The sequence below is a fragment of the Pseudomonas sp. GM79 genome (assembly GCF_000282495.1).
Taxonomy (GTDB): Bacteria; Pseudomonadota; Gammaproteobacteria; order Pseudomonadales; family Pseudomonadaceae; genus Aquipseudomonas.
The window spans coordinates 93527-109603 of record NZ_AKJE01000029.1 but is presented as its reverse complement, the minus strand read 5'-3'; the positions used below and the strand labels follow the sequence as shown (position 1 = coordinate 109603).

Annotated in this window: 10 protein-coding genes; 3 read left to right on the top strand and 7 right to left on the bottom strand. The window is 59.5% G+C overall.

Features of this window, described 5'->3' with window-relative positions:
* Positions 1–52: 52 nt before the first annotated feature.
* Entirely contained in the window at positions 53–3682 is a 3630-nt protein-coding gene (locus PMI36_RS21385) for a Tc toxin subunit A (RefSeq protein WP_008069632.1), read from the bottom strand.
* Between the two features lie 151 nt (positions 3683–3833).
* Entirely contained in the window at positions 3834–6206 is a 2373-nt protein-coding gene (locus tag PMI36_RS21390) for a hypothetical protein (RefSeq protein WP_008069629.1), read from the bottom strand.
* A 1215-nt stretch (positions 6207–7421) separates the two neighbouring features.
* On the opposite strand from PMI36_RS21390, the gene PMI36_RS21395 reads away from it, so the two are divergent.
* Positions 7422–7793, top strand: a complete 372-nt coding sequence (locus tag PMI36_RS21395; protein WP_008069626.1) for a DUF6124 family protein — start codon at positions 7422–7424, stop codon at positions 7791–7793.
* Positions 7794–7936: 143 nt separating this feature from the next.
* Here the strand turns inward: PMI36_RS21395 and PMI36_RS21400 are convergent, their stop codons facing one another.
* Complete coding sequence (locus PMI36_RS21400) at positions 7937–8296, bottom strand: PilZ domain-containing protein (protein ID WP_032830192.1); 360 nt, start codon at positions 8294–8296, stop codon at positions 7937–7939.
* A 222-nt stretch (positions 8297–8518) separates the two neighbouring features.
* Entirely contained in the window at positions 8519–8902 is a 384-nt protein-coding gene (locus PMI36_RS21405; RefSeq protein WP_008069622.1) for a tetratricopeptide repeat protein, read from the bottom strand.
* Between the two features lie 172 nt (positions 8903–9074).
* Between PMI36_RS21405 and pyk the strand changes: the two genes are divergently transcribed.
* Positions 9075–10526: a pyruvate kinase gene (gene pyk, locus PMI36_RS21410; RefSeq protein WP_008069620.1), complete on the top strand. Its 1452-nt coding sequence runs from the start codon at positions 9075–9077 to the stop codon at positions 10524–10526.
* 206 nt (positions 10527–10732) lie between these two features.
* Here pyk and PMI36_RS21415 read toward each other — a convergent pair whose 3' ends face one another.
* The 3 genes from PMI36_RS21415 to PMI36_RS21425 all read right to left on the bottom strand — a co-directional run bounded on the left by PMI36_RS21415 (position 10733) and on the right by PMI36_RS21425 (position 13649).
* Positions 10733–11482, bottom strand: coding sequence for an enoyl-CoA hydratase-related protein (locus PMI36_RS21415; protein WP_008069617.1), 750 nt, complete (start codon positions 11480–11482; stop codon positions 10733–10735).
* A 132-nt stretch (positions 11483–11614) separates the two neighbouring features.
* Positions 11615–12550: an iron-sulfur-binding ferredoxin reductase gene (locus tag PMI36_RS21420; protein WP_008069610.1), complete on the bottom strand. Its 936-nt coding sequence runs from the start codon at positions 12548–12550 to the stop codon at positions 11615–11617.
* Entirely contained in the window at positions 12543–13649 is a 1107-nt protein-coding gene (locus PMI36_RS21425; RefSeq protein ID WP_032830190.1) for a GGDEF domain-containing protein, read from the bottom strand. The genes PMI36_RS21420 and PMI36_RS21425 overlap by 8 nt, the downstream gene beginning before the upstream one ends.
* A gap of 611 nt (positions 13650–14260) precedes the next feature.
* Here PMI36_RS21425 and PMI36_RS21430 point away from each other — a divergent pair.
* The gene (locus PMI36_RS21430) at positions 14261–15784 is read left to right on the top strand and encodes a fumarate hydratase (RefSeq protein WP_008069606.1); all 1524 of its coding nucleotides are present in this window, start codon (positions 14261–14263) and stop codon (positions 15782–15784) included.
* Positions 15785–16077: the final 293 nt, after the last annotated feature.

Genomic DNA, 16077 nt, shown 5'->3' with positions numbered 1-16077 from the left:
ATAAGTTTCCTCATTGACCACCGGACAGGTGCACCCCGGCCGGCTGCACGCCCTAACGGAGTAGAGGAGGGCCAGCGAAGGTGATGTATTCAAACAACGCGACTGTATTGTTGCCCGGCAGCTCAATATCGATCTTGACCTCGAAGGTGCCGCCCGTGGCAGAAGACACATCTACCTGCGTCAGCCCCTTATCATTGGTCAATGCATCGTCCGGGCGGATCGTCAGTTGCGGGTTGTCCCTGGCAATGCCCGACTCGTCGGGAATCGCTTCCCAGCCCCAGCGAACCGGAATGCCGATACCGAGATTGGTAAAACGATCCTTCATCACGGCGAACAACTCGATGCTCTGACCGAACGGCACCTCGCGATCGGGCACCTCGGACATGAGCATCGACGGGAACTCCAACGTTGCCGGATCAGGGCCGATGATGAGGGTCGCGGCCTGCAGTTTCTCCAGCAGATCCAGCCAGCAATACAGCGTGGCGGTGCCCATGATGTTGCCCGGTACGAACTCGGCGGTCGCGACACCACTGGGGTCGGTATCGGATTTGCTGATCACGCCAAGGCTGCTTTGCCAGTAAACGGTCACACCGCTCAGGGGGCTGAGGTTGGCGTCGGTGACGGTAACGGTGAAGACCGCCTTCTCTCCCGGCTTGTTGGCAATCAGTGTGGTTTTATCGACGATCCAGGTCATCCTGGCTACCTGCCCCAACGCCTCTTCCAGATCGGGTATCAGCTCCTCAGGGGTCTCGTTCAGGCTTTGCAATGCATGCTCGGCAGCGGTGGCGTAGGCTTCTCTGCCCAACGCCTGCGGAAGCAGCCCCATCAGGAAAATCGTCTCCGCGTCCATGTTGTTGGCGCTCGCCAACACCCGCACCCGGATCAGCAGATCCAGTTCCGTGAGGGTGCGGATCACCCCGATGGAGTTGCCGACCTGGCTGGCGCACTCGCGCACGTCCTGGACACTCCAGCCGAAAAACGCGGCCAGGCGGATCGCGGCGGCTTCTCGGGCAAGGCTCAACGCATCGCCAGTCAGCGGGTCTGGCAGGGCGTCGACCGCGCGCAAATACTCAAGCAATCTGCCGGGTGGCTGTTGGCTCAAGCCGAAGGCACGTACCAGAACCGTCAAGTAGTACAGGGTTCGCACGGTGAGTTCATGTTTATCGCTTGACCCCAGCCAGGCGTCGTAGCCATAGCTCAAATAGTCTTCAAGCAGCTCGACGCTCAGCTCCAGCCTGACCACCACCGCACTGCGGCGCCGAACCTCGGCCAGTCGGCCAAGGAACGGATCGATGACCGGTTCCAGTCTCCAGGACACGTCGGCACCAGCCTCTTCAACGTCAGCCAGCTCCTGTACGTAAAAAAGCAGCTGGTAAACCGTCATGTCAGCCCAGTCCAGTACGGCAGGCACCAATTCCGAATTCAGGCCGGCATACACCGCCACACATTCCTTGACCACCGATACCTGGCCGGCCCGCGCCTGCAGCAACACCGCCAGCATGGTGTCGACAATTGCCAGCCGAACCGACGGTTCCATCTCGCCCAAGCCGTCGCGCACTGCCAAGTCGAGTTCCGCACGGGCAAACGCCGGATAATCCAGCTCAATGGCCGGTGACTGGGCCAATACCAGGCCGCTGCGGCTCACCAGCGACGTCAACAAATCCAGCCAGTCGGCGCCACCGGTCAGCGGCGGAACACCGGCCATCAACAGCGCAGCATTGGACAGTAGCGCCGAGGGATAAAGGCTGCGCACTTGTGCGAACAACCGCAGCTCATTGGCCGAGGCCACCGGTGCGACAACCGGTGTGACCTGTTGCAGCATCCACAGTACCGGTAGTTCCCGTTCGCGGCACCAGCCGACACAGGATTCCAGCGCATGGATGACGTTCAATGTGTCGGGGAGGACGCCTTCCGGATCGACATACAGGCGAGGGACACCGGCCAACGCATTGACCCAGCTCACCCCTCCCAGCGTCGCCAGCATCAGCAAGCCTTCCACTGGGGTGATGCCCAACAACCGTGCAATTTTCACCAACCGGTAAAAACTGGAAAGAACAGGTGCGGTGCGTACCAAGGTTCCAAGGGTATGGGCACGAGCGATGGCCTGGGCCAGATGCCGATAGGTGTACAGATCAATACCCAGGCCACTGCAGATCTGTTTGACTGTCAACGTCTCCACCCCCGGTTCGGGGAACACCGGAAATTCACCGCCATCCAGTTGCAGTGGGGTGGAAAACAAGGCTTGAGCATTGAACGCCCGGTCGAACGATGACAGCGTCTCGCCACGGCCATAGACCGACAACTCACCGATGAACACGGCGAAGTCTTCCGCCAGACACCCGTAGCGTTCACGCAAGTCCTGAAACAGGCCAAGGGCTTGAAGGGTTTTGTCGGTGATCAGGTAAGGCGCACCAGGGTCTTCAGCTTTAATGGCTGCCACCAGCAGTGCATCGACGTGTTCGGTGGGCAGATTCAGCCATTGATCCAGGCGGATCTTGCGATTCATGCGGTCGTAACGGGCGGAGCTGGTGTGAGGATCCTGAGTGAATCGATGAAGGGAGATGGATCCTCTGAAATCAATTCCCAGGCTTGGCGGTAGCCCTCCATTGATATACACCGAGCCTGACTGGTAAGCCTCTGCTGCCAAAGGTACGTCAGGGGCATTGGGAGATCGCAACGGGACAAAACTGCGAATCGACAGTAACTGCTCGATATCCAGGGCCAGCCGATTGGTCCGTTCGCAAAAGTATTTGACCTGATTCAGGTTTTGCCAATGATCAAATCCGTGACTACCGAAATTCAGCCTGTAGAACGGCGCCAGCTCTTCGGTGTCAAGACTGTCCAACAACGGCTCAGTCAGCATTTCTCGCTGATAAGGCCCCAAGCGCGATCCATGCAGCAAAGCCCGCCCGCTCTCCTCGCTTTTAGCGTTGTGCTGAAGAAAATAGGGAAAGCTCAAATCGACCGTGCGCGCCATATTTCCCACGGACATCCCGTGGAGTCGGGCGACATGGTTGATGGTTGTCCAGTCCCGGTAGTACGGCAAGGTATTGGGATAGTGCGCAGTACTCATCGCCTCATCCACATCCGCCACGCTCGGCTTGTGTTCCTTGATGAAGGCCTCCAGCACCGACACGATGATGTCCACTGCGGATGCCGGCTGATACACCGCATTGGCGTCGACCATCAGGGATTTCAAATCATGCCGCCGCTCGTGCAGAGGGATCTCGTTTCCGTCTGCCTCGGTTTCGATTCTGTCCCTGATCCAGCGCAGCAGATCAATCAGGTACGCGGCCGGCGAAGTCCAGGACTCAAGAGCGTTCGGCGGGCACATCAGATCGAAATTCGGACGGAACAGCTCCTCGTAGCTGGGTCCCGCGACAATCGACAGCAACCCGCTGGAAGGCTGATAAGGGGTGGCCTCATCGAGACATGATGTGCGTTCGATGAACTGCCGACGCACCACAATCGCCAGTGCATTGGCCGCGCGGATGAACCGCTGCGCGTCTTGCGCGGACACATTGAAATCACGCTCCAGGCCCCGTGCGCCCTTCTCCACCAGCGAGAAAAATGCGCCGCCGTCGTCCAGATACTCCTTGAGTGCTGAATATTCCTTGCTGCGCTGCACATCGAACAGTTGATTGAACAGTTGCAACGAAGGGCGATTGGGGGAAGTCGTCATACGCAAGCTCCTTGCGACAGTGACACAACATCGAACCGTGAGGGACGAAGCGGATGCGGCTCAAACCGATGGCTGGATTTGATACTCGCCAGCGGAGGGCGTCTACTGTCATAAATGACAGTATTACCAACCGCCGGTCGGAAGTGGATCGTCAGTCGAGCGGGTCGTCCGCCCCTTCGATCTCGATGCGTCGGGTTTCAGCCCAGCAGGCGCGTACGTCGGCTCCGCCGGGGTCATTGGCAATGCTTTGCCAAAAGCGGAACCAGTGCCCGCCCGGGAGCAGTGCCCGGCCCGAGATGGCGCCCCAGTTGTCACTGGTGATGGGAAAGTCGGTTGCCTGGCGGGATTCTGGATTGAACCAGTCGACCACCTCACCGCGACCGATCTTTCCGGCGCCCTCCAGTTCGACTGGATGGCTGTGCCAGGTGCCTTCGGCGGGCGCAGTGATCTGTGGTTGATACGCAGCCAGCAGCACCGAGCGCTGCGTGGTGGCCGAATTGAAACGGTCTTGCCATTGCACGGCGATCAACGGTTGACGGCCGCCCGCTCGCTCAAGGGTGATCGCCATCGACCAGCTGCGATCCGACCGCACCACGGTTTGCCCCAAGGGAATCTGCGGCGCATCGGCGGCGGCCAGTATGACGGTGTGACCCGGATCGGCGAAGCCGGACACCACCATGTCCATGTCGACCCGCTCACCATCCGCCGGGCTTTCAATAAAAGGCGCCAATGGCACCACCCGAAACGCCTGGCGCGGGGTTTCGCGGGAAGCGTGTCCATCGAAGCGTTGAAGCGCCCATAGCTCGTGGTCGCCAACTTCCAGCTCAACCCGCGCTTGCCAGTCGCCATGCTCGTCAACCTCAAGATTTTCAATCAAGGGTTGCTCTTGTCCCGCCAGTCGCACCGTTACGTAGGCACCGGGCATACCAGTGCCGGAAACACTGCCGATACGCGGCAGATCGGCGCCCGGCGCTGGCACATCCACTTGGGGCGGCAGCACCACCACGGTGAATTCGCGTACTTCACTGGGCTCGGAATCGCGCCCAGCCAGTGTCTGGCGGGCATCAATGAAATACGGGCGAATGTCGAGCCTATCAATATCGATCGACCAGCCGCCATCGGCCGTCAGGGTCTTGGAATTCAACTCTCTGTCGTACTGCGCATCCCGAATTTTCAGGGTAGCGCCGTTCATCCCGTTGTCGCCCCTCACGGTCAGATCACGGCCAACTTCGGCGTCGGTAGCCGGCTCGTTGATCGTCGGTCGGGGCAGCGCGACAGTGAACGTTCTGGAGGCCGGCACAGACGTCTGCTGAGCGAATGCCTGGGTCACCGTAACGGTGTGCTCTGTGCCTGAGGCAAAGTCAGTCGTCCGCCGGAAGCTCCAGTTGCCACCGTTCACGGTCGCCGGATGCGTGGTCACGCTGTCGCTGAACGTGAGGGTGACAACGGCGTTGGGCCAACAGGTGCCGGTGATATCCGGCGAAAGTCCATTGTCGGTGATTTGCGTGATCTCGGGCGCTTGGGGGGGAATGGTGACCTTCAGGGAAAAGGGCTCGGACGTCTGCCCATCCCGCTCCTGCGTGATCAGCAGCTCGCGATCTTTCACCGGCCCCCACTGCTGCAGAACCGTGCTGGACCATTGCCCGTTCACCACCGTGGGAGGCGATGCAGCGTCCTGTCCGCCGGAAAACCTGATGATGACCTTGGCCCCATTAATCCCGTTCCCGGAAATCACCGGCGTATAAGCCGTCGTGAAGCGAACATCGGTCGGCGCCGGGATGCCGATGGTCACGTTGAATTCGTAGGCGATGGAAGGAATCCTGCCACCGGCATTGTCGGGAACGTCCTGAATGGCGGAGAAGCGGTAGGTACCGAACGGCCAGTCTGTAGCGATGATTTCCCAACGCGAGTTAATCACGAGGGCTGTCGGCAATACGAGCTCACCCGGCCCGGTGAGCTTGCTGATTCTTACGGTGGCCCCGGTGTGCGCGGTGGTACCGGAGAACGTCACAGTGTTGTTGGTTTGAGCCACGGTGGGTGCCGCTAACACAGGCGGACGGATTTTGAAGAGGCGAGCACCGCTGCGCTGCGATTCTTTGCCGCCCAATACCTGGCGTACGGTCAGCGACACGGGTCCCACAGAGACGATGACGGAACAGGTCCAGCCAGACCCAGTCAACACGCTGCTTTCACCGACCTTGTCGGTCCCCAGGTCCTTGAAGACTTCGACTTTGGAACCAGCCAGACCATTGTTGCCGGATAAGGTGAACTGCTGGTCTTGTACAGTATTAGCCGAGGGAGAAATGATCGCCGGGATGCCTAATACGCGAAAGGTGAGAGGGGGCGAATAACCGGATGGGATTTCCGGATATGTATATTGAGCCGCAACGGTCAGTGGACCACTCGACAATACGACGCTTGTTTTTAATGGGGCTTCCCAAGTGTTTGTTGTCAATTCAACTGGAGCCGTCAGACCAACCGAATAATTGTCTGCTCTTACTACGTGGAGGGAGGAGCCGGGCATACCATCCCCCTTAAAGACTACCTCATGGCTCGGCACTACAGCGTTCGCGACCGGCGAAGTGATAACGGTCGTATGCACTCGAAAATGACGATTCTCGGCACGAGCCCATCCTCCCCGCCCCGTTACCGTCTCCCAAACCGAGATAGTATGTTCTGTTCCCTCCAATGGACGAGTAAACCTTAGCGCCCATTCACCAGATGCAAGCACAGTGCCTTCCGCACTTAGCGCAACATTGTCACTGGCACGAATGAGTTTTACCTTGGCACCAGGCTCTCCCCTGCCCTTAATCAAGGGATCAGGAGAAGGCACCGCATTATAAGTTGCTGAGGGATAAGTAATAACCGGCGGTTGTATTACATAAAACCATCCCGTGTCGTACCACTCGGTCCACCAAGTATTGACCCGGAACCTGTAATGGATGGCGTTCCTGCCTAACCGCAGAGGTGGATCAAAGTTCGGCATGAATCGGAGAGGATTGTCAGGTGTTGAAGTTGTTAGTCGTAGATACATATAACTGTTCGCATCGTAGAAATGCACCTCTGCGAGATTAGCTCTTTGGGCAAATGTTCGCGCCACAAACTCCCTTCCAGTACGAGCAACAACATGCCCCTCACCAGGTGTAACAAAAGGCAAGTACTCAAGCCTCGGCTGATCTGGTTGCTCCATTTGATACAGTTGGTCTGCCTGGTCTTGGTCTTGGTCCTGGTCCTGGTCCTGGTCCTGGTCTTGGTCTTGGTCTGCCATGATTGAGCACTCCAGTGCGACTGTATTAGTTGCAAATCAATGGAGTTAATTAACGTCTGAAAAAAGATCGCCGGATACCTGTAAAAACTGACAGTTCAGACGAACGGTAACGCCCCACTCCGGCGTCTTCGCGCGCTTCCTACAAAGTTTGGCAAGTGACTACACGACCTTGCGCCGCTGCCTACAGATCCGCCAGAATCCGCCGGCTTGTGCACCTTGGTCATGCCCCGTAACTTGATCCGCGTCGCTGCTCATCAGCGATCGGGTTTAGTCGCCCGGGATCATGTGCATTGTGTATAAGCGTCATCCTGTCGGGTATTCCCTATCCCCGCACTCGATGGTGGCTGTTCGCAGGGCGCCCTAGGGCGCGCCGGTTCGTGCACTCCCGGTCGACTAACCTGCTTACAGCCGCCACCCTAATTTCGTTTAGTCGCGAACAGGTGAAGGCCCCAACTACGAGTGTGCAAAAACATGTTCAAACCAACACCAAATCCACCCGAAACCGACCCGGTTTCCCCCTACGCCTCCCTCGATTCAAAAAAACTCCACGCCGCCGCCGAAAAGGCCCTCGACCACTACCTCAAACCCGCCATCGAATCGCTGCGCCCATCCCAGGACCGTGCCATGAAAATGTTCACCGTCGTACCTGATGCAAACCCCGAAGCCCTCATCATCCAGACCTATGAAACCTTTTCTTCGGTGAGCCTTCTGCTGCTGGACCTGGCGGACAGCCTGGAAGACAAACAGCGGCATCTGGCGATGGCGATTTATCAGATGAGCGAGATGGGGTTGATGCTGGCGGAACGGTCGCTGGATATCGAGCGGGCGGTGGGCGCGACGTAGTGTTTATCTGCCAAATCTTTGTTGCCTGAGCGGGCGCTTTCGCGAGCAAGCCCGCTCCCACGGGGGATCTGCGTTGAACACAAAATCTGTGGCCTGCGCAGATCAAATGTGGGAGCGGGCTTGCTCGCGAAGCTTTTATCGGCTCAAGCAGAAGCCGGCAACGGCTGAAAACTGAAGTACTGCTTCAACGCCTCCACCAATTGCCCATATTCCGGCGGTGCCCGTTGCAGGCTGAAGCCAGCGTCATAGTGGTGGGGGGTGGCGTCTTCGTGGCACCACAGGCAGCAGGCATTGAGGTCGATCACCTGCTGACAATGGCCATCCATGGGGATTTTCAGGCGCAGATTAAAATCGGCGCCCACCATCATCGGCAACTGGCTGATCAACATCAGCCCGTCCTCGGACAGATTACCCAGAAAGCCGATGGGCTTGTCGGTGACGCAGTTGAACACTTTCAGAAAATACGGCAGTTGATGCCGCTCGATCCGGCGGTCAGTGAACATGCTGATTTCGCTACGCAAGGCCCTTAAGCAGGGCCGCACCAATACTTCGGAACGGGCCTGCTCTATTGTTTTATAGGCATCAGCCGCGCTCTCCCCGATCCTGGTGCGACAGTCCTTCCAACCGCTGTCGCTTACTGCTGCCGATCACAGGTGTTACCTCGAATTAGAGGCAAGGCTCTAAATCGATCCATTGGACTATAGCTCACCGCTGTCGCATGACAATCAGAACCGGGTTGGACGCACCGCCGCCGCGCTGCGGGTCGGGTAATGGCCCAGGCTCTGCAAGGTTTCCAGGCGGGCACGGGCGCGGTAGGCGTATTCGCTTTGCGGGTAAGAGGCAATGATGAACTGGTAAGTCTGCGCCGCATCGATAAACAGCTTTTGCCGTTCCAGGCACTGGCCGCGCATCATCGACACTTCCGGCCACACATAAGGCCGCGCATGGCTGGCACGCTCGACCTTGGACAGTTCGAGCATCACTTGCTCGCAGTTGCCGCGCTCATAGGCGCTGTAGGCATTATTCAAATGATGGTTCATCGACCAACGGGTGCAGCCCGTGACACTGAGGGCACTGATGGCAAGGGCGGCAATGAGCACGAATCGCATGGGGGATCTCCTGTCTTGAGCTCTGTATCGACCCTTGGGCGGAAATCTTCAGGACGGTTTGCTGCAAAGTTGTCGCGTTCAATAAAGAAACTAATAAGTAGTGCAAACGAACAATGACTACACCCAAAGACCATAGTAGCCTCTGCTAGCGCTTGAACTCAGGAGTCTTTGCATGTCCGTCCGTCGTACCAAAATCGTCGCTACCCTTGGCCCGGCCAGTAACTCGCCGGAAGTTCTCGAACAGCTGATTCTGGCTGGCCTGGACGTCGCCCGTCTGAACTTCTCCCACGGCACCCCCGACGAGCACAAGGCTCGCGCGAAGCTGGTGCGTGACCTCGCTGCCAAGCACGGCCGCTTCGTCGCCCTGCTGGGTGACCTGCAAGGCCCGAAAATTCGTATCGCCAAATTCGCCAACAAGAAGATCGAGCTGAAGATCGGTGATCAATTCACCTTCTCTACCAGCCATCCGTTGACCGAAGGCAACCAGCAAGTGGTCGGCATCGACTACCCGGACCTGGTAAAAGACTGCGGCGTGGGCGACGAGCTGCTGCTCGACGACGGCCGCGTGGTGATGCGCGTCGACACCGCCACCGCCACCGAGCTGCATTGCACCGTGACCATCGGCGGCCCGCTGTCGGACCACAAAGGCATCAACCGTCGCGGCGGCGGCCTGACTGCACCGGCCCTGACCGAAAAAGACAAGGCCGACATCAAGCTCGCAGCCGAAATGCAAGTCGACTACCTCGCGGTGTCCTTCCCGCGTGACGCCGCCGACATGGAATACGCCCGTCAACTGCGCGACGAAGCCGGCGGTACTGCCTGGCTGGTGGCGAAGATCGAACGCGCCGAAGCCGTGGCCGACGACGAAACCCTCGACGGCCTGATCAAAGCCTCCGACGCGGTGATGGTTGCCCGTGGTGACCTGGGTGTGGAAATCGGCGACGCCGAGCTGGTGGGCATTCAGAAGAAAATCATTCTGCATGCACGCCGCCACAACAAAGCGGTGATCGTTGCGACCCAGATGATGGAGTCGATGATCCAGAACCCGATGCCGACCCGTGCCGAAGTCTCCGACGTAGCCAACGCCGTGCTCGACTACACCGACGCCGTAATGCTCTCGGCCGAAAGTGCTGCCGGTTTGTACCCGCTGGAAGCCGTGCAAGCCATGGCGCGCATCTGCATCGGCGCTGAAAAGCACCCGACCAGCAAGACCTCCAGCCACCGTATTGGCAAGGTCTTCGAAAGCTGCGACCAGAGCATCGCGCTGGCGGCCATGTACACCGCCAACCACTTCCCGGGCGTGAAGGCGATTATCGCGTTGACCGAAAGTGGCTACACGCCGTTGATCATGTCGCGCATCCGTTCCTCGGTGCCGATCTACGCGTTCTCCCCGCACCGCGAAACCCAGGCCCGCGCGGCCATGTTCCGTGGCGTCTACACCGTACCGTTCGACCCGGCGTCCTTGCCGCCTGAGCAAGTCAGCCAGGCTGCGATCGACGAGTTGCTCAAGTTGGGTGTGGTCGAGAAAGGCGACTGGGTCATCCTGACCAAGGGCGACAGCTACCACACCACCGGCGGCACCAACGGGATGAAAATCCTGCACGTTGGCGACCCGATGGTCTGAGTGATCAGCTGAAAAACAAAAGCCCCGCCATGTGAATGGCGGGGCTTTTTGCATTCTGATCCAACAGGTGTTTTGTCTGGTCTGGCCTCTTCGCGAGCAAGCCCGCTCCCACAGGGGATTTGTGGGTGACACAAAACCTGTAAACACTGCAGATCCAATGTGGGAGCGGGCTTGCTCGCGAAGAGGCCCGCCCGGCCACCGCGGGTTTAATGCCTGTTGATAAACCCGGTCAACGCCGCCATCGCTTCCGGCGAACGCAGCCGCTGGGTGAACAACGCGCCCTCTTCTTCTATCACTTTGCGTATCTGTTGCCGATCCGGCGCTTTCATCAATTGCTTGCTGATGCGCACCGCCTCCGCCGGCAACGACTCAAATCGCAACGCCATCTCCCGCGCCTTGGCCAACACCGCTTCGCCACTGCCCAAGGCTTCAGTCGCTATCCCCCACGCCGCAGCCTGTTCACCACTGAAACCCTCGCCCAGCAACAACAGCTCCGCCGCTTTGGCATGCCCGAGCATTCGCGGCAGGATCAGGCTGGAGCCGAACTCCGGGCATAACCCGAGGTTGACGAACGGCATGCGCAGCCGCGCGTCGGTGCTGACGTAAACCAGATCGCAATGCAGCAGCATCGTCGTACCGATCCCCACCGCCGCGCCGGCCACGGCGGCGATGACCGGTTTGCGGCACTCGAGCAAATTGAGCATGAAGTGATACACCGGGCTGTCGAGGATGCTCGGGGGTTGCTGGAGGAAATCAAGGATGTCGTTGCCGGCGGTGAAGCACTCAGCGCTACCGGTGATCAGCACCGCATTGATTTCGGGGTCGCTGTCGGCAAGACGCAAACCCTCCGCCAGTTGGCTGTACATGGCGCGAGTCAGGGCGTTTTTCTTCTCGGGGCGATTGATGCGCAGGGTCAGCAGGCCGCGCTCGCGTTCAAACTGGATGGTATCGGGCATGGTGAGTCCTGATCTGAGAGGATCAACTGTGGCGAGCGAGCTTGCTCGCGCTTGAGTGCGCAGCGCTCACAAACTTTTGGGGCCGCTGCGCAGCCCAGCGCGAGCAAGCTCGCTCGCCACAAAAATCAGCGCTCAACCACGGGGTAGAAAGACATCCGCCAGCAGTTGATTGCGCGGCAAACCCGCCAGGTACAGGCGCCGGGCAAAGGCGTCGACGCTGTCGGGGGCCCCGCAGACTAAGGCCAGGGTTTGCCGCGAAACAAGGCGCAGTTGTGCCAAAGCCGCGGGCAACTCGGCCGCCGTCCACAGCTCGACGCTAAGGTTTTCACGGCTGGCGGCCATGGCTTGCAGGGGTTTGGCCAGATAATGTTCACCCGCATCATGGGCCAGGTGAATGACACGGATGGCGCCCTGGTGATCCTGACGCAATGCTTCGCGCAAGATACCGAACAACGGCCCCAGACCGGTGCCGGCCGCCAATAGCCACAGAGGTCGGGTGTGCCAGTCCGGGTCGTAATGCAACGCCCCGCCGCGCAACTCGCCGAGGCGGACCGGATCGCCGATTTTCAAGCGACGCGCCGCATCACTGAATGCCCCCGGTTGGCGGCAATCGAGGTGGAACTCCAGAAAGCGGTCTTCTTGCGGCAGACTGGCCAGGGAATACGGCCGCGCAATCTGGCCCGCCCACAACACCAGATGCTGCCCCGCCTGATAGCGCAACGGTCGCTCACTCGTCAGGCGTAAACGCAAAACGCTGGGGCTCAGCCAATCGCTGGCGGCCACTTGAGCGGCAAGCCCATCACGCAGCGGGTCAAAGGTTTCGATTTGCAGATCGTCGACCACCTGGCATTGACAGGCCAGCCGCCAACCCTGCTGACGCTGCTCATGGCTCAAGGCATCGGGACGGCTGTCGCTGGGCAAGCCCTCGACACATTTAACCAGGCACGCATGGCAACTGCCGGCGCGGCAGCTATAGGGCACCGACACGCCATTCTGATTCAAGGCATCGAGCAGGTTGCTGCCCGCCGCCACCGTCCATTGGCGTTCGCCGACCCGCAGCTCAGGCATCGACATTCTCCCAAGCCGCCGCGCAACGGTTACGGCCATCGCGCTTGGCGCGGTACAGCGCCTGATCGGCGCGGTGCAGGGCGTCATCCAGATCGTCGCCGAGCGCCAACAAAGTCATGCCCACCGACAGGCTGAGGTTGCGCACATCCAGGCCGACCAATTCGACATCCATGAAAGCTATGCGCAACCGCTCACAACACGCCGTCAGGCGCTCGGCATCGCAATCGGGCAACAGCACCACAAACTCTTCACCGCCATAGCGGGCCAGAATGTCGCCATCGCGCAGGCAGGCGGTGGCCACTCCGGCAAACGCTTGCAGCACCTGATCGCCGGCGGCATGGCCGTGAACATCGTTGATGCGTTTGAAGTGATCGAGGTCGATCAACGCCAGGCCGTGCACCACATCGGTTTCCATGGCGTTCAACTCGCGGGAGGCCAGGCGCAGGAAATGCCGGCGGTTGAACAGCCCGGTGAGTTCATCGGTCGCCACCAAACCTTCAAGCTGGCGCATCATCCCGCGCAGGGTGTCTTGATGCGCCTGCAAGGCAAACCGCCGCTGACGCATACGCTGGCGCGACAGCTGGACGTAGCGGGCGTAAAGCACCAGCCAGCCGAGCACCACGAATAGCACGCACACCTGCAACAGGGCCAGCGTCGGGTCGGGCAGCTGAAAGTGGTAGCCCTCCCACAAGGTGATGGCGCTGAAACTGAAAAACACCAGAAACGCGCAACGGGCGAAAGCCATGCGCGAAAGATGAAACAACCCGAACAAAAGAATCAGGGGGTAAAACACCAGAAACGCGCCGCGAGCCTCGTCCAGATGAGCGATCAGCCAGGTTTGCCAACCCAGCCCCAGCAGTATTTGCACTTCGGTCAGGCTCGGGTCGGAAAAACGCAGGTTGCGACCGCTCGAGAACACCGCGAACAACACCGCCTGGCTGAGCACCACCAACGCGCTGCCGATCGCCATTCCGGCGATGGATTCATCGTAATGGCCGGTGAAAAACGCCAGCCACAGCAGCAGCAAAGCCAGGGCGTAGGTGCCAGCTGCGAGGGCAAAGCGTTTGAGCAAAAGCCGCTGGATGGCGTTATGGGTCAATCGTTGATTCACCGTGGGAAAGGAGGCTGATCGAGTGTCCTACTCTACAGGCCGGATGCCACTTTAGTGGCGAGTCTGATAAATGACCATTCAATTTTCGGGGCAGAAAACTGGCGTCAAAGCCATGACCCGCGTTCCATGTGAGCCGAGCCTTGCTGCATTCCTTATAGCAGCGACCGAAGGCTGCGTTCGCTGTAGCAGCTGTCGAGCTTGCGAGGCTGCGTTCGGCTGCGAAGCAGTCGTGAATCCGGCTGACGCAGTCTGCCTGACATACCGCAATCTCTGATTTTGCGACTGCTTCGCAGTCGAACGCTGCCTTCGGCAGCTGCTACAGGTTCTGCATTGGGGCGGGTTCATCAATATGGGCGGTATGCGACCAACGTTTGACTGTCAACGGATGTGCCCGCCATCGAGGCGCGGTATACTGCCGCGCCTTTTTAGCGTCGCGCCAGCATGCCCGGCGTGCCTTGTGACCCTGAGGGTCAGCTTCAAGCCTCAAGCTTAAAGCGACAAGTTCAGAGCAGACCGCGTACTGCTTCAGCTTGCCGCTTGCCGCTTATCGCTTGAAGCTGCCCTATAGAATGTTCCCGTCTTTTAGAGGAGCGCGACTCATGACCGTGATCAAGCAAGACGACCTGATTCAGAGCGTTGCCGACGCCCTGCAATTCATTTCCTACTACCACCCCGTGGATTTCATCCAGGCGATGCACGAGGCCTACCTGCGTGAAGAATCGCCGGCAGCCCGCGACTCCATGGCGCAGATCCTGATCAACTCGCGCATGTGCGCTACCGGCCACCGCCCGATCTGCCAGGACACCGGTATCGTTACCGTGTTCGTGCGCGTGGGCATGGACGTGCGTTGGGATGGCGCCACCATGGGCCTGGACGACATGATCAACGAAGGCGTGCGCCGGGCTTACAACCTGCCGGAAAACGTCCTGCGTGCCTCGATCCTCGCTGACCCGGCGGGCGCTCGCAAAAACACCAAGGACAACACCCCGGCCGTTATCCACTACTCCATCGTTCCGGGTAACACCGTAGAAGTGGACGTGGCGGCCAAGGGCGGCGGCTCCGAGAACAAGTCGAAAATGGCCATGCTCAACCCGTCCGACTCGATCGTTGACTGGGTACTGAAGACCGTTCCGGAAATGGGCGCCGGCTGGTGCCCACCGGGCATGCTCGGCATTGGCATCGGCGGCACCGCCGAGAAAGCCGCGGTAATGGCCAAGGAAGTGTTGATGGAATCCATCGACATTCATGAGCTGAAGAAGCGCGGCCCGTCCAACCGTATCGAAGAGATGCGTCTGGAGCTGTTCGAGAAGGTCAACCAACTGGGCATCGGCGCCCAGGGCCTGGGTGGCCTGACCACCGTGCTCGACGTGAAGATCATGGATTACCCGACCCACGCTGCGTCCCTGCCGGTGTGCATGATCCCGAACTGCGCCGCCACCCGTCACGCACACTTCGTGCTCGACGGTTCCGGCCCGGCCTCGCTGGAAGCGCCACCGCTGGACGCCTACCCGGAAATCGTCTGGGAAGCCGGCCCATCGGCCCGTCGCGTCAACCTCGATACCCTGACGCCGGAAGAAGTGCAGAGCTGGAAGCCGGGCGAAACCGTCCTGCTCAACGGCAAAATGCTCACCGGTCGCGACGCGGCGCACAAGCGCATGGTCGAGATGCTGAACAAGGGTGAAACCCTGCCGGTGGACCTGAAAGGTCGCTTCATCTACTACGTTGGCCCGGTTGATCCGGTACGCGAAGAAGTGGTTGGCCCTGCCGGCCCGACCACCGCGACGCGGATGGACAAGTTCACCCGTCAGATCCTCGAGCAAACCGGCCTGTTGGGCATGATCGGTAAATCCGAGCGCGGCCCTACCGCGATCGAAGCGATCAAGGACCACAAAGCCGTTTACCTGATGGCTGTCGGCGGTGCGGCTTACCTGGTGGCGCAAGCCATCAAGAAATCCCGCGTGGTGGCTTTCGCCGAACTGGGCATGGAAGCGATCTACGAGTTCGACGTCAAAGACATGCCTGTGACCGTTGCGGTCGACAGCAAGGGCGAGTCGGTACACATCACCGGTCCTGCCATCTGGCAGCAAAAGATCAGTGAAAGCCTGGCGGTGGAAGTGCAGTAAGCACAACCCTCTCCAACCACGGCCGGGTCGTCTCCCCAGATGACCCGGCCGTTTTTTTATCGATCGACCCAACACCAAAAAACCCATTGTGGGAGCGGGCTTGCTCGCGAAAGCGGTATACCAGCCGCAAAATATTTATCGGATGTACCGGCTTCTTCGCGAGCAAGCCCGCTCCCACAGGGATTGTGGTGTGTCCTGCAATCGCGATAAAAAGCCACGCCTTGCAAACCAATCATTCTAAAAAAACCACCTTCACCTGTCAGATCTGACAGGTTACGCCGCGCCTCTGCCTT

Coding starts and splice junctions, on each gene's coding strand:
- PMI36_RS21385 (WP_008069632.1), bottom strand. CDS start 3,682: ATGACGACTTCCCCCAATCGCCCTTCGTTGCAACTGTTCAATCAACTG.
- PMI36_RS21390 (WP_008069629.1), bottom strand. CDS start 6,206: ATGCCCGGCTCCTCCCTCCACGTAGTAAGAGCAGACAATTATTCGGTT.
- PMI36_RS21395 (WP_008069626.1), top strand. CDS start 7,422: ATGTTCAAACCAACACCAAATCCACCCGAAACCGACCCGGTTTCCCCC.
- PMI36_RS21400 (WP_032830192.1), bottom strand. CDS start 8,296: ATGTTCACTGACCGCCGGATCGAGCGGCATCAACTGCCGTATTTTCTG.
- PMI36_RS21405 (WP_008069622.1), bottom strand. CDS start 8,902: ATGCGATTCGTGCTCATTGCCGCCCTTGCCATCAGTGCCCTCAGTGTC.
- pyk (WP_008069620.1), top strand. CDS start 9,075: ATGTCCGTCCGTCGTACCAAAATCGTCGCTACCCTTGGCCCGGCCAGT.
- PMI36_RS21415 (WP_008069617.1), bottom strand. CDS start 11,482: ATGCCCGATACCATCCAGTTTGAACGCGAGCGCGGCCTGCTGACCCTG.
- PMI36_RS21420 (WP_008069610.1), bottom strand. CDS start 12,550: ATGCCTGAGCTGCGGGTCGGCGAACGCCAATGGACGGTGGCGGCGGGC.
- PMI36_RS21430 (WP_008069606.1), top strand. CDS start 14,261: ATGACCGTGATCAAGCAAGACGACCTGATTCAGAGCGTTGCCGACGCC.